At 73.1% G+C, this 13,161-nt stretch carries 12 protein-coding genes; 1 reads left to right on the forward strand and 11 read right to left on the reverse strand.

Annotated elements, in window-relative coordinates; genetic code table 11:
- The first annotated feature begins 79 nt into the window (after nucleotides 1-79).
- A complete protein-coding gene (locus ACFYE3_RS11435) occupies nucleotides 80-742 on the forward strand; it encodes a class I SAM-dependent methyltransferase (protein WP_387609157.1) in 663 nt (220 codons plus the stop codon).
- A 45-nt stretch (nucleotides 743-787) separates the two neighbouring features.
- Here ACFYE3_RS11435 and dapF read toward each other — a convergent pair whose 3' ends face one another.
- The 11 genes from dapF to ACFYE3_RS11490 form a co-directional block, all read right to left on the reverse strand.
- The gene (gene dapF, locus ACFYE3_RS11440) at nucleotides 788-1,777 is read right to left on the reverse strand and encodes a diaminopimelate epimerase (RefSeq protein ID WP_387609159.1); all 990 of its coding nucleotides are present in this window, start codon (nucleotides 1,775-1,777) and stop codon (nucleotides 788-790) included.
- Between the two features lie 50 nt (nucleotides 1,778-1,827).
- On the reverse strand, nucleotides 1,828-2,742 hold the full coding sequence (gene miaA, locus ACFYE3_RS11445) for a tRNA (adenosine(37)-N6)-dimethylallyltransferase MiaA (RefSeq protein ID WP_387609161.1): 915 nt from the start codon (nucleotides 2,740-2,742) through the stop codon (nucleotides 1,828-1,830).
- Entirely contained in the window at nucleotides 2,739-4,262 is a 1,524-nt protein-coding gene (gene miaB / locus ACFYE3_RS11450; protein ID WP_387609551.1) for a tRNA (N6-isopentenyl adenosine(37)-C2)-methylthiotransferase MiaB, read from the reverse strand. Before miaB ends, miaA begins: the two co-directional genes overlap by 4 nt.
- Before the next feature lie 29 nt (nucleotides 4,263-4,291).
- Nucleotides 4,292-4,924 (reverse strand): regulatory protein RecX, encoded by a 633-nt coding sequence (locus ACFYE3_RS11455; protein WP_387609163.1) that lies wholly within the window; start codon nucleotides 4,922-4,924, stop codon nucleotides 4,292-4,294.
- A gap of 8 nt (nucleotides 4,925-4,932) precedes the next feature.
- Nucleotides 4,933-6,045 carry a recombinase RecA gene (recA, locus tag ACFYE3_RS11460; protein WP_387609165.1) on the reverse strand — a complete coding sequence of 371 codons (1,113 nt, stop codon included), beginning with the start codon at nucleotides 6,043-6,045 and terminating at the stop codon, nucleotides 4,933-4,935.
- A gap of 232 nt (nucleotides 6,046-6,277) precedes the next feature.
- Nucleotides 6,278-6,499, reverse strand: coding sequence for a DUF3046 domain-containing protein (locus ACFYE3_RS11465; protein ID WP_387609166.1), 222 nt, complete (start codon nucleotides 6,497-6,499; stop codon nucleotides 6,278-6,280).
- A 154-nt stretch (nucleotides 6,500-6,653) separates the two neighbouring features.
- Nucleotides 6,654-7,085, reverse strand: coding sequence for a helix-turn-helix domain-containing protein (locus ACFYE3_RS11470; protein ID WP_017832912.1), 432 nt, complete (start codon nucleotides 7,083-7,085; stop codon nucleotides 6,654-6,656).
- Between the two features lie 163 nt (nucleotides 7,086-7,248).
- On the reverse strand, nucleotides 7,249-7,743 hold the full coding sequence (locus tag ACFYE3_RS11475; protein WP_387609168.1) for a CinA family protein: 495 nt from the start codon (nucleotides 7,741-7,743) through the stop codon (nucleotides 7,249-7,251).
- Complete coding sequence (gene pgsA / locus ACFYE3_RS11480; RefSeq protein WP_387609170.1) at nucleotides 7,740-8,345, reverse strand: CDP-diacylglycerol--glycerol-3-phosphate 3-phosphatidyltransferase; 606 nt, start codon at nucleotides 8,343-8,345, stop codon at nucleotides 7,740-7,742. The genes ACFYE3_RS11475 and pgsA overlap by 4 nt, the downstream gene beginning before the upstream one ends.
- Nucleotides 8,346-8,382: 37 nt before the next feature.
- Nucleotides 8,383-11,394 carry an FtsK/SpoIIIE family DNA translocase gene (locus tag ACFYE3_RS11485; protein ID WP_387609172.1) on the reverse strand — a complete coding sequence of 1,004 codons (3,012 nt, stop codon included), beginning with the start codon at nucleotides 11,392-11,394 and terminating at the stop codon, nucleotides 8,383-8,385.
- Nucleotides 11,395-11,456: 62 nt separating this feature from the next.
- Nucleotides 11,457-13,148, reverse strand: coding sequence for a ribonuclease J (locus tag ACFYE3_RS11490; RefSeq protein WP_387609175.1), 1,692 nt, complete (start codon nucleotides 13,146-13,148; stop codon nucleotides 11,457-11,459).
- Between the last annotated feature and the right edge of the window lie 13 nt (nucleotides 13,149-13,161).

A 13,161-nucleotide genomic window follows, 5' to 3' on the forward strand; every position in this document is an offset into this window, starting at 1 on the left:
CCCGGTGGTCGGGCCGGTCGTCCCGGCCGGGATGACGCCGGTCTCCGGTGCGTGGGCGGTGTCGGTAGCATGGGGCGCTATGGCACCGCGTCCCGACTTCCCCGATCCCGTGGCCGGCCCGGCGACCCCGAACCCGGGGACCGAGCACTACTTCTCCGAGGACCCCTCGACACCCGAGGTGCGGCGGTCCGTGGCCGTGACCCTGCGGGGGCGGGAGGTCGTGCTGCAGACCTCCAACGGGGTGTTCAGCCCGCGAGGCCTCGACAAGGGAACGTCCGTGCTGCTGGAAAATGTTCCCGAGCCCGCCGGTGCGGAGCTCCTGGACCTCGGCTGCGGCTGGGGTCCGATCGCCCTGAGCCTGGCCGGGGCCGCCCCGCAGGCCCGGGTCACGGCCGTGGACGTCAACGAGCGCTCGCTGGGGCTCACCCGGGACAATGCCGCGGCCCTGGGCCTGGCCAATGTGGAGGCGCTGCTCCCGGAGCAGGTGCCCGCCGGGCGGCGGTTCGACACCATCTGGTCCAATCCGCCCATCCGGATCGGCAAGCAGCAGCTGCACGAGCTGCTCCTCCGGTGGCTGCCGCGGCTGGCCGACGGCGGCACGGCGTGGCTGGTGGTGCAGAAGAACCTCGGCGCGGACTCGCTGCAGAAGTGGCTGGGCACCGCGCTGGGCGGCGGCTTCCGGGTGTCCCGGCACAAGACCGACAAGGGGTTCCGGGTCCTGCTCGTCGCACGGCGGGACTGAGCGGCCCGGCCTGGGCGGCCTTGACCGGCCGGCCGGGACCGGGCCTCAGACGAAGGTGCCGTCGGCCACCAGCACGGCCGGTCCGGCGAGCACCACGTGCTCGGCGCCGTCGGGCGCCGGGACGAACGTCACGGACACGATCCCGCCGGGCACCTGCACGAGCCACTGGTCGGGCGCCGTGGCACCGCCCCAGAAGCGGGTCGCGGCGGCCGCGGCGCACGCGCCGGTCCCGCAGGACTGGGTCTCGCCCACGCCGCGCTCGTGCACGCGCATCCGCACCCGGCCCACGCCGTCGTCGTCGCCGTCGGCGGGGACCACGAACTCCACGTTGGTCCCGTCCGCGGGCTCCGGGCGCACGGCGGGAGCGGTGTGCAGCCCCAGCTGGTCGAGCTTCTCCCCCTCGGCGAGCGCCACGACGGTGTGCGGATTGCCCATGCCGATCGACAGCGCCGGGCGGGGCACCTTCAGCCCCTCGGCCGTCACGACGGCGTCCGAGCCGCGGGACCGGGCCGCTTCCCCGTCGAGGAAGGTCCACGGCCCCATGTCCACGGCGTAGCCGGAGTCGGTGCGGGCCACGGTCTTCACGCCGGCGCGGGTGCCGATGCGCAGCACGTCCCCCTCGGGGACCTCGGCGAGGCCCCGCTGGACGAGGTAGTGGACGAACACCCGGACCCCGTTGCCGCACATCTCGGCGACGGAGCCGTCGTTGTTGCGGTAGTCCATGAACCACTCGGCGTCCGGTGCCGCCGCCAGGACGGCCCGCCCCTCGGGGATCGCCTCGGAGCGCACGGCGCGGATCAGCCCGTCGCCCCCGATGCCGCGGTGGCGGTCGCACACCAGGGTCACCAGCTCGGCGTCCAGGGCCAGCTCCGCGCGCGGGTCGGTCAGCAGCACGAAGTCGTTGCCCGTGCCGTGGCCCTTGGCGAAGTCCCGGCCCCGGAGCTCCCCCCATGGGCCGGTGTCGGCGCCCCGGGCGGTGTCCGGGGCGGGGCGGGTGTCCTGGGTCCGGGGATCGCGGGTCTGGGCGGAAGTCACCTGGCCATGATACGCGGCCGCGCACCGCGCCCGAGGGCCCCGTCCGCGGGTCAGCCCGCGGACCGCTCGACGAGTCCCACGGCGCGCTCCACGAGGCCGGGCGCGGACGGGTCCAGCCAGTGCACCCGGGGGTCCGCGCGGAACCAGGTCAGCTGGCGGCGGGCGAAGCGGCGGGTGGCCACCACGGTGGCCCCGGCCGCCTCCTCCACGGTGGCGCGGCCGTCCACCACGTCGAGGAACTGCCCGTAGCCCAGGGCCCGGGAGGCCGTGCGCCCCTCACGCAGCCCGCGGGCCGCCAGCGCGCGCACCTCGGCCTCCAGGCCGGCCTCGACCATGGCCCCGACCCGCCGGGCGAGCCGGTCGTGGAGCTCGGCGCGCTCGACGTCCAGGCCGATCTGCACCGTGGGCTCCACGTGCTCGCGGCGGGGCATGAAGGAGGTGAACGGGCGGCCCGTGAGCTCCCACACCTCCAGGGCGCGCACCAGCCGCCGCTCGTCCTGCAGCCGGGCGGCGGACTCGGGATCCACCTGGCGGAGCCGCTCCCGCAGGGCGCCGGGGCCCCGCTGCGCGAGCTCGCCCTCGATCCGCGCCCGCACCGCGGGGTCGGTGCCGGGCAGCTCGAGCACGTCGAGGGCCGCGCGCACGTAGAGGCCGGAGCCGCCCACCAGGACGGGGACCCGGCCCCGGGAGCGGATCCGGGCGAAGGACGCCCGGGCGGCGCGCTGGAAGTCCGCGACCGAGGCCTCCTCGGTGACGTCGAGGACGTCGAGGAGGTGGTGGTGCACTCCGCGCCGCTCCTCCGCGGTCGCCTTGGCGGTCCCGATGTCCATCCCGCGGTAGAACTGCATGGAGTCGGCGTTGACCACCTCACCGCCCAGCCGCAGCGCGAGCTCGACGCCCAGCGCGGTCTTGCCGGTGCCCGTGGGCCCGACGACGGCGACGACCGGCAGATCCGTGCGGGTCACCGGACGGGCAGGTCCGGCATGCCCAGGCTCACGGGCCCGGGCCCGGCGGTGCCCGGGGCGGTGGGGACACCGCAGGAGGCGGCCTGACGGCGGTCCCAGGCGTCACCGGCCCGCGAGCGCCGCAGCGCGTAGTCCTGCGGGGACCGGGGGTCGGCGACGAGGTGGTAGGCGGCGGCGCCGGTGACGGCGACCGTCACGAAGTCGCCGGGCCGCGGGACCTCGGCGCCCTCCGGGACGGAGAAGTGCACGAGCCGCTGGTCCCGCGCGCGGCCCGAGAGCCGGTGGGTCTGCTCGGACTTCTTGCCGGCCTCCGCGGTGACGAGCAGCTCGACCCGCCGGCCGACGACCGCCCGGTTCTCCTCCGCGGCGATCCGGTCCTGCAGGGCCACGAGCCGCTCGAAGCGCTCCTGCACCACGGCCTTCGGCACCTGGTCCGCCATCTCCCCCGCGGGGGTGCCGGGGCGGACGGAGTACTGGAACGTGTACGCCGAGGAGAAGCGGGAGGCGGCCACGACGTCGAGGGTGGCCTGGAAGTCCTCCTCGGTCTCCCCCGGGAAGCCCACGATGACGTCCGTGGTGATCGCGGCCTCAGGGATGCGCTCGCGGACGGTGTCGAGGATGCCGAGGAACCTCTTCGAGCGGTACGAGCGCCGCATCTCCTTCAGGATCCGGTCGGAGCCGGACTGCAGGGGCATGTGCAGCTGCGGCATGACGTTCGGGGTCTCCGCCATGGCGTCGATGACGTCGTCGGTGAACGCGGCCGGGTGCGGGCTCGTGAAGCGCACGCGCTCCAGGCCCTCGATCTGCCCGCACGCGCGCAGCAGCTTCGCGAACGCGCCGCGGTCCCCGAACTCGACGCCGTAGGAGTTCACGTTCTGCCCCAGCAGCGTGACCTCGACCGCTCCGTCGTCGACGAGCGCCTGCACCTCGGCGAGCACCTCCCCGGGCCGGCGGTCCTTCTCCTTGCCGCGCAGGGACGGGACGATGCAGAACGTGCAGGTGTTGTTGCAGCCCACGGAGATCGACACCCACCCCGAGTAGGCGCTGTCCCGCTTGGTGGGCAGCGTCGAGGGGAAGACCTCGAGGGCGTCGAGGATCTCCAGCTGCGCCTCGGCGTTGTGCCGCGAGCGCTCCAGCAGGGTGGGCAGGGAGCCGATGTTGTGCGTGCCGAAGACGACGTCGACCCACGGCGCCCGCTCGAGGATCGTGTCCTGGTCCTTCTGCGCGAGGCAGCCGCCGACGGCGATCTGCAGGTCCTTGTTGCGCTTCTTGGCGGGCACGAGCTGGCCGAGGTTGCCGTAGAGCTTGTTGTCGGCGTTCTCGCGCACGGCGCAGGTGTTGAACACCACGAGGTCCGGCTCGGCGCCGGCGGCGGGGACGTAGCCGGCGGCCTCGAGCAGACCGGTGATCCGCTCGGAGTCGTGGACGTTCATCTGGCACCCGAACGTGCGCACCTCGTAGGAGCGCGGGGCGGCGGAGGACGCGGTCGGGGCCGGGGAAAGGGCTGCAGGGGTCGACATCACCGGTCAATTGTACGGGGCGGGCCCGGTCACGGGGTCCCCGGGTACTCCTCGCCGGTCTCATCGTCCTGGACCGGGGCACCGGAGCGCGCCTCGAGCTCCTCCTTCACCACGGCGAACGCCAGCCCGGGTGGGTATCCCTTCCGGCCGAGCATCCCGACCAGCCGCCGCACGGCCTTGTCCCGCGCGGCGCGGTCCGTCAGGTCCAGTCCGGCGGGGAGCTTGCGGCGCACCAGCTCGGCGGCGTCCTCCCGCTCGTCCTCGTCGGTCCGCTGCTCCAGGGCCGATTCGGCGATCTCCCCCGTCACCCCGCGGGTGGCGAGCTCCCGCCGGATCGCGGAGCGGGAGAGCTTCCGGGAGCTCGCGCGGGAGCGGACGTAGAGCTCCGCGTACTGGGCGTCGTCGACGAGGTCGACCTCCTCGAACCGGTCCAGCACCTCCCGGGCGACGTCCTCGGGGACATTGCGGTCGGCGAGCTTGTCCTCGAGCTGCTTGCGGCTCTTCGCCGAGGCGGTGAGCTGGCGCAGGACGATCGCCCGGGCCACCTCCCGGGCGTCCGGTTCGGGGTCCTGCGCCGGGGACGACGACGCCGCCGGGCCCTCCGGCCCGCGATGGCGGGCGGAGGACCGGCGGCGGCGGCGGGCGTACGGGCTCTCGGTCACGGACCCGCTCAGAAGGCCGGGCCGGCGACCTCGGTGGGCAGCCCGGCCACGGGCGGCTCCTCCGCGGTCTCCTCGGCCGCTTCCGGCTCCTCGACGACCCCGAGCTTCACCAGGATCCGGCGCTCGATCTCCTCGGCCAGTTCCGGGTTGTCCTTGAGGAACCGGCGCGAGTTCTCCTTGCCCTGGCCGAGCTGGTCGCCCTCATAGGTGAACCACGCCCCGGACTTCTTGACGATGCCGTGCTCCACGCCCATGTCGATGAGCCCGCCCTCGGTGGAGATGCCCTCTCCGTAGAGGATGTCGAACTCGGCCTGCTTGAAGGGCGGGGCCATCTTGTTCTTGACGATCTTGGCCCGGGTCCGGTTGCCCACCGGGTTGGCCCCGTCCTTGAGGGTCTCGATGCGGCGCACGTCCACGCGGACCGAGGCGTAGAACTTCAGCGCCTTGCCACCGGTGGTGGTCTCGGGGCTGCCGAAGAACACGCCGATCTTCTCGCGCAGCTGGTTGATGAAGATCGCGGTGGTGTTCGAGTGGGAGAGCCGGCCTGTGATCTTGCGCAGCGCCTGGCTCATGAGGCGGGCCTGCAGACCCACGTGGCTGTCGCCCATCTCACCCTCGATCTCGGCCTTGGGCACCAGGGCCGCCACCGAGTCGATGACGATGATGTCGATGGACCCGGAGCCCACGAGCATGTCCATGATCTCCAGGGCCTGCTCACCGGTGTCCGGCTGCGAGACCAGGAGGCTGTCGGTGTCCACGCCGAGCTTCTCGGCGTAGGAGGGGTCGAGAGCGTGCTCGGCGTCGATGAAGGCGGCGATCCCGCCGGCCTTCTGCACGTTGGCCACCGCGTGCAGCGCCACGGTCGTCTTGCCGGAGGACTCCGGGCCGTAGATCTCCACGACACGACCGCGCGGGAACCCGCCGATGCCCAGCGCGACGTCCATCGCGATGGAGCCGGTGGGGATGGTCTCGATCTTGGTCGCCGGGCGGTCGCCCAGGCGCATGACCGATCCCTTGCCGTAGTTCTTGTCGATCTGCGCGAGGACGGTCTCGAGAGCCTTCTCGCGGTCGCTGCCGAACTGCTGGTCGGCGCTCTGTTTGTTGCTTCCCTTGGCTGCCATGGTCCACCTCGTGTTCGGGGGGTTCCGCCGGTGCGGCCGGAACCGTTGCTGCTGGTCGTTTCGTGTTCCACGGTATCGCCGGGGTCGGACACCGTAAGCCTTCGCGCGGGGTCTGGGGAGGAGCGGGGATCACCGACCCAGGGCGGGCCGGGCTGTGCAGTCCGCCCCGCGCCTTCGAATATACCTTCGAAGCGGCCCCGGGTCCACGGGCACGCCGGGAACCCGGCGCGCGTCAGTCCCGGGGCGACCGGTCCACGCCCCACCAGCGGGACTCGGGGACGTCCTGGGCCCGGCAGAGGGCGAACCACACGGCCCGCGGATCGACGCCGGCCTCGATGGCCTCGGTGGCCGTGCGGTGGTCGAGCTCCCCGAGCACCAGGTCCCGGGCCAGGACCTTGCTGTAGCCCGCGCCGAACTCGTCGGCCATGAGCTGCCAGAAGCTGCTCAGCCTCATCCGCGTCCTCCTTCCTCGTGCCGCCGGCGGGCGGTCGTGCCCGTCCATCCTGCCATCCGTGCGACCGGCCCGGCACAGGCCGGAGGGCCCGGCGGTCCTGGGACCGACGAGCCCTCCGGGACGTCGTGGGCGGGCGGCGGGCCGCCCGGGTGGATCAGCGGGCGCCCGCCGCGGCGGCCTCGCCGCCGTTGACGCGGCCGAACTCCCGCGAGTACTGCTCGGTGAGATCGCTGGGCACCGTGTCCGGGACCAGGAGGCCCTCGGCGTAGGCCAGGCGGTCCGCGACCTCGCGCAGCATCTGGGACATCGGGATGTCCAGAGCGGCGCAGATCGACGCGAGCAGCTCGGAGGACGCCTCCTTCTGCCCGCGCTCCACCTCGCTCAGGTAGCCGAGGGAGACGCGGGCGCTGTGGGAGACCTCTCGGAGGGTGCGTCCCTGGCGCTGGCGGACGCTGCGCAGGACCTCACCGATCTCCTGGCGGAGTACACCCATCTTCATGTCCTTCGTCTCGGTGCTGTCGTCCTCGTCGAGGCCCACGTCCTTCCAACGGACGACGCCATTGACGGACACGGGTTGCTTGGTCATGTGAATCGCTTGTCTCCTCGTGTGTGCGGCAGCTTCACCGCCTGCTGCGGACGGTGTCCCGGCGCCGGCCGGTCGACATCTTGACTTCGATCGGCTCAACTCGAGCCTGCGATCATTGATAACCCCGCTGACGGTTCCATTCTTCCCCGCAGGGGGCGATTTTTCACTGGGAGTTGGCTGGGAGCACCAGCGCGGCGGTGAGCCGCTCCAGGGCGGCGCGCACGGCGGCCGCCCGGATCGCGGCCCGGTCCCCCGCCGCGGCCAGCTCGTGGACGGTGGACCCGCCCGGGCCCGCGACGCCCAGGTAGACCGTGCCCACGGGCTTGCCGTCGTGCGGCTCGGGGCCGGCGACGCCGGTCGTGGAGACGGCCCAGTCCGTGCCCAGGCGGCGGCGGGCGCCCTCCGCCATGGCGACCGCGACGTCCGGGTCGACGGAGCCCCGCTCGGCGAGCAGCCGGGCCGGGACGCCGAGGACCTCGGTCTTGACCCGGTTCGAGTAGGACACGACCGCGCCCTCGAAGCAGCCCGAGGCCCCCGGCACGTCGACGACGGCGGCGGCCAGCGCGCCCCCCGTGAGGGACTCCGCGGTCGCGACCGTGAGCGACCGGCGGACGGCCTCCTCGACGAGCGCCCGGGCGGCCGGCTGCGGCTCCCTCACGCCGCGTCCCGCTCGGCCAGGGCCCGGCGGCGCAGCTGCACCGCCTTGACGACGTAGTCCACGCCGGTCACGACCGTGACCACGAGGGCCGCGCCCATCGCGATCCAGCCCAGCCACGGCCACCACGCGCCCACCAGCGGCACCAGCGGCAGCAGCAGGAGCAGGAGCGCCACGGTCTGCAGGACGGTCTTGAGCTTGCCGCCCTTCGAGGCGGCCATGACCCCGTAGCGGATGACGACGAAGCGCAGGAGCGTGATCCCCCACTCCCGGACGAGGATCACCACGGTCACCCACCACCACAGCTCGCCGAGCATCGAGAGCACCACGAACGCGGCCCCCGTCAGCAGCTTGTCCGCGATCGGGTCGGCGATCTTGCCGAAGCTCGTGATCAGCCCGCGCGCCCGGGCGATGTCGCCGTCGAGCTTGTCCGTGTACATCGCGACCGCGAAGACCGCGAGGGCGGCCCACCGCATGCCCAGGGAGTCCTCCCCCTGGGTTCCCCCCGCCCACAGGAACCAGACGAAGAAGGGCACCAGCACGATGCGCAGGGCGGTCAGCGCGTTCGGCAGGTTGAGGTTGGACACCGGTTCCGCGGGGCTCATCGGGTGCTCACTTCCTGGTGGGTGGAACGGGGTCGGCTCAGCGGCCGGTCAGCTGCCAGGCGTCCTCGGAGCCCTCGGGGTCCTCGGCGCCGTCGCCGTGGTCGGTCGCTGTCCGGGCCAGCGACGCCTCGACCGGGTCCTCGCCGTAGTCGACCGACCCGCCGGACCCGCCCTGCGGCGCGGGCGGGTCCTCGCCCCGGAGCACGGCGAGGGTCGCGGCGAGGTCGTCGGGCTTGACGAGCACGTCCCGCGCCTTGGACCCCTCCGAGGGGCCGACGACGCCGCGGGACTCCAGCAGGTCCATGAGCCGGCCGGCCTTGGCGAAGCCGACGCGGAGCTTGCGCTGGAGCATGGAGGTGGACCCGAACTGGGTGGTCACCACGAGCTCGGTGGCCTGCAGCAGGACGTCGAGGTCGTCCCCGATGTCCTCGTCGATGGTCTTCTTGGGGGCCTCCTGCACCACGTCCTGGCGGTAGTGGGCCTTCATCTGGCCCTTGACGTGGTCGACGACCTCGTGGATCTCCGACTCGGTGACCCACGCGCCCTGCACGCGCATCGGCTTGGAGGCGCCCATGGGCAGGAACAGGGCGTCGCCCTGGCCGATGAGCTTCTCCGCGCCCGGCTGGTCCAGGACCACGCGGGAGTCGGTGACGGAGGACGTCGCGAACGCCATCCGGGAGGGCACGTTGGCCTTGATCAGTCCGGTGACCACGTCCACGGAGGGCCGCTGGGTGGCCAGGACCAGGTGGATGCCGGCGGCGCGGGCGAGCTGGGTGATCCGCACGATCGCGTCCTCGACGTCGCGCGGGGCGACCATCATCAGGTCCGCGAGCTCGTCGACGATCACGAGCAGGTACGGGTACGGCCGGATCACGCGCTTCGAGCCGGGCTCGGGCTGGACCTTGCCGTTGCGCACGGCCTTGTTGAAGTCGTCGACGTGCTTGTACCCGTAGTGCGAGAGGTCGTCGTAGCGGGCGTCCATCTCCCGCACGACCCACTGCAGCGCCTCGGCGGCCTTCTTGGGGTTGGTGATGATGGGGGTGATCAGGTGGGGCACGCCCTCGTAGGCGGTGAGCTCGACCCGCTTGGGGTCGACCATGACCATCCGCACCTCGTCCGGGGTGGCCCGCATCAGGAGCGAGACGATCATCGAGTTCACGAAGCTCGACTTGCCCGCTCCGGTGGCGCCGGCGACGAGCAGGTGCGGCATCTTCGCGAGGTTGGCCACCACGTAGCCGCCCTCGACGTCCTTGCCCACGCCCATCACCATGGGGTGCTCCGTCTTGCGGGCGTTGTGCGAGCGCAGGACGTCGCCCAGGGAGACGGTCTCGCGGTCGGTGTTCGGGATCTCGATGCCGATCGCGGACCGGCCGGGGATCGGCGAGAGGATCCGCACGTCCGCGGAGGCCACGGCGTAGGCGATGTTCTTGGACAGCGCCGTGACGCGCTCGACCTTGGTGCCGGAGCCCAGCTCGATCTCGTACCGGGTGACGGTGGGCCCGCGGGAGAAGCCGGTGACCACGGCGTCCACGTTGAACTGCTCCAGCACGCTCGTCAGGGAGGCGACCACGGCGTCGTTGGCCTCGGAGCGCTCCTTCGGCGGCGGCCCCTGCACGAGCGCGCCGGGCGCGGGCAGGGAGTAGGCGATGTCGCCCTCGAGCTTGAGCTGCTCCGCGCGGGCGGGGATGGGCGACTCGGGGGTGTGGGTGCGTGCGGTGACGGACGTGGAGCCGGTGGGCTCGGCGGCCACGTCCTCGAGCGCCGGGGAGCCGGAGCCCGCGGCGGTGTCCGCGGCCGGCTCGAGACCCTGCTCCCGGCGGAGCCGGCGGGCGGCGAGCTGCTCCTGGGTGGGTCGCTTCTGACCCGGCCGCGGGACGTCGCTCCCCTCCCCCTCGGCGGTGGCCGGGGAGGCGGCAGGATCGGCGGGCCCGGCCGCAGTCCCTGTCGCGGCCCCTGCGGCGGTCCGCGCCGCGGCGGCGCGCTGCCGGGCGGCGCGCGCGGAGTCGACGTCGAAGACGCGGGTGGGCGCCTGGCCGTCGGCGGCCTCCTCGTCGACGACGGCGCGTTCGAAGGCCTCGTCCCCGCGGTAGCCGTCGAGGGCGCGGCGCTCGGCCTCGGCCGCCTTGCGCTCGCGGCGCTTCTCGCGGCGGGTCTTGGCCGCCTCGGCGCGCGCGGAGTGCTCGTCGAGGTAGGAGCGGTCGTGCCGGGCGGCGGAGACGTCGGTCGCGGAGACCGGGCCGTCCTGGCCCATGAGCCGCCAGTAGCCCTGCCGCAGGCGGGGCAGGATGAGGTTGACGGGGGTCGCGGTGACCACGAGCACCGACAGGAACAGGGCGGCGATGAAGATGGCGCCGGCGCCGACCGGGGTGATGAGGGCGCTCAGCGGGTCGGCGGCGAGGAAGCCCACGTAGCCGCCGGCGCTCCGCAGCGCCTCCTGGCCCTGGCTCGGGGACGGCCGGCCGAGGAGCACGTGCGCCAGGCCGGAGCCCGCGACGACGGCGGCGCCCAGCCCGATGGCGATGCGGTTGTTGGCCGAGGTGTCCTCGGGGTGGCGGAAGCGGCGCAGGGCGAAGCCCACGAGGGGCAGCGGCAGCACCAGGGCCGTCCAGCCGAAGGTCCCGGCGAGGACCTCGTGCACCGCGGACGCGGGGACCGCCAGCCACGGCGCGGACGCGCCGGGCAGGTTCCACCACTCGACGGCGGCGGCGAGCAGGCCGAGCAGCAGCAGGAACAGGGCGCCGCCGTCCCGCAGGGACTCCGCGGGCACGTCGGTGCGCAGGGTGCCCATGCGGCGCACCGCGCCGCCGACCACGTGGGCGAGGGCCGTCCAGACGCCCCCGACGGCGCGGGCGCACCACGCCAGGGCGGCGGCCAGCCCGTGCAGCACGCGCGGGGAGCCCTCGGCGGGCGCCGAGGAGCCCCGTCCGGCGGTCGACGGACGGCGGGTGGAGGTGGACCGGCTGGATCCCGACGACCGCGCAGAAGACGTGCTGTTCTTGCCACGCGACGTCGAGGCGCCCTTGCGGGCGGGGGAAGTACGAGTCGCCATGCTCCCAGGGTAGACCACGGTCTCCCCCCGTCCGCGGTGCCGCACGGGCGGAGACCGGGTGCTCAGGCCTCGATGACGACCGGGACGATCATGGGCTTGCGGCGCAGCCGGCGGCTGACCCACGAGCCGATCGTGCGGCGCACCACCTGCTGGAGCTGCTGGGTGGTGTGGTTCTTGCCGGAGTGGTTGATGGCGTCCTCGAGCGCGGCCGTGATCTTCGGCTTGATCTCGTCGAACACGCTGTCGTCCTCGGCCACGCCGCGGGCGTGCACGTCCGGGCCGGTGACGACCTTGCCGGTGTCCCGGTTCACCACGGTGATGACGGAGATGAAGCCCTCCTCGGCCAGCACGAGCCGGTCCTTGAGGTCGGCGTCGGTGATGGTGCCCACGGAGGAGCCGTCCACGTAGACGTAGCCGCACTCGACCTGGCCGGTGATCCGCGCCTCGCCGTCGGCCAGGTCCACCACGGTGCCGCCCTCGGCCAGGAGCACGTGGTCGGTGGGCACGCCGGTCTCCTCGGCGAGCTTGCCGTTGGCGACCAGGTGCCGGACCTCGCCGTGCACCGGCATGACGTACCCCGGCTCCACGATGTTGTAGCAGTACAGCAGCTCGCCCGCGGCGGCGTGCCCGGAGACGTGCACCTTGGCGGTGCCCTTGTGGACCACGGTGGCGCCCAGCCGCATGAGCCCGTTGATGATCCGGAAGACCGAGTTCTCGTTGCCGGGGATGAGCGACGACGCGAGGATCACGGTGTCGCCCTCGGTGAGCTGGACCTTGTGGTCGCCGTTGGCCATGCGGGACAGGGCGGCCATCGGCTCCCCCTGCGACCCGGTGCACATGATGACCAGCTGCGAGTCCGCGTGGTCGTCGATCCGCTTCTGGTCGACCAGGGTGTTCGGCGGGACCTCGAGGTAGCCCAGCTTCTCGGCGATGGTCATGTTGCGCACCATGGACCGGCCCATGAACGCGACCTTGCGCCCGTGCTCGGCGGCGGCGTCGAGCACCTGCTGCACGCGGTGGACGTGCGACGAGAAGGACGCCACGACCACGCGCCGGGGCGCGCGGCCGATCACGTCCGCGAGGACGGGGCCGATGTGCTTCTCCGTGGGGGTGAACCCGGGGACCTCGGCGTTGGTGGAGTCGGTGAGGAACAGGTCCACGCCCTCCTCGCCCAGCCGGGCGAAGTGGCGCAGGTCGGTGATCCGGCCGTCGAGCGGCAACTGGTCCATCTTGAAGTCGCCGGTGTGCAGGACGGTGCCGGCCTTCGTGCGCAGGAACACCGCGAGCGCGTCGGGGATCGAGTGGTTGACGGCCACGAACTCGCACTCGAACTCGCCGAGCCGCTCGACCTGCCCCTCGCGCACCGCCATGGTGTAGGGCTTGATCCGGTGCTCCTGGAGCTTCGCCTCGATGAGCGCGAGTGTCAGCCGGGAGCCGATCACGGGGATGTCGGGGCGGCGCTTGAGCAGGTACGGGACGGCCCCGATGTGGTCCTCGTGGCCGTGGGTCAGCACCACGGCCACGACGTCGTCGAGCCGGTCGACGATGTGGTTGATGTCGGGGAGGATGAGGTCCACGCCCGGCTGGGTCTCCTCGGGGAAGAGCACGCCGCAGTCGACCACGAGCAGCTGCCCGTTGATCTCGAACACCGTCATGTTCCGGCCGACCTCGCCCAGACCGCCCAGCGGGACGACGCGCAGGACGTCCTTGCCGAGGGCGGGGGGGGCCGACAGGTCGGTGTGCCACTGGGTCATGGGACCCCTTTCG

Source organism: Kocuria arenosa (genome assembly GCF_042879215.1).
Taxonomy (GTDB): Bacteria; Actinomycetota; Actinomycetes; order Actinomycetales; family Micrococcaceae; genus Kocuria; species Kocuria arenosa.

Coding starts and splice junctions, on each gene's coding strand:
- ACFYE3_RS11435 (WP_387609157.1), top strand. CDS start 80: ATGGCACCGCGTCCCGACTTCCCCGATCCCGTGGCCGGCCCGGCGACC.
- miaB (WP_387609551.1), bottom strand. CDS start 4,262: ATGTCGACCCCTGCAGCCCTTTCCCCGGCCCCGACCGCGTCCTCCGCC.
- recA (WP_387609165.1), bottom strand. CDS start 6,045: ATGGCAGCCAAGGGAAGCAACAAACAGAGCGCCGACCAGCAGTTCGGC.
- ACFYE3_RS11465 (WP_387609166.1), bottom strand. CDS start 6,499: ATGAGGCTGAGCAGCTTCTGGCAGCTCATGGCCGACGAGTTCGGCGCG.
- ACFYE3_RS11470 (WP_017832912.1), bottom strand. CDS start 7,085: ATGACCAAGCAACCCGTGTCCGTCAATGGCGTCGTCCGTTGGAAGGAC.
- pgsA (WP_387609170.1), bottom strand. CDS start 8,345: ATGAGCCCCGCGGAACCGGTGTCCAACCTCAACCTGCCGAACGCGCTG.
- ACFYE3_RS11485 (WP_387609172.1), bottom strand. CDS start 11,394: ATGGCGACTCGTACTTCCCCCGCCCGCAAGGGCGCCTCGACGTCGCGT.
- ACFYE3_RS11490 (WP_387609175.1), bottom strand. CDS start 13,148: ATGACCCAGTGGCACACCGACCTGTCGGCCCCCCCCGCCCTCGGCAAG.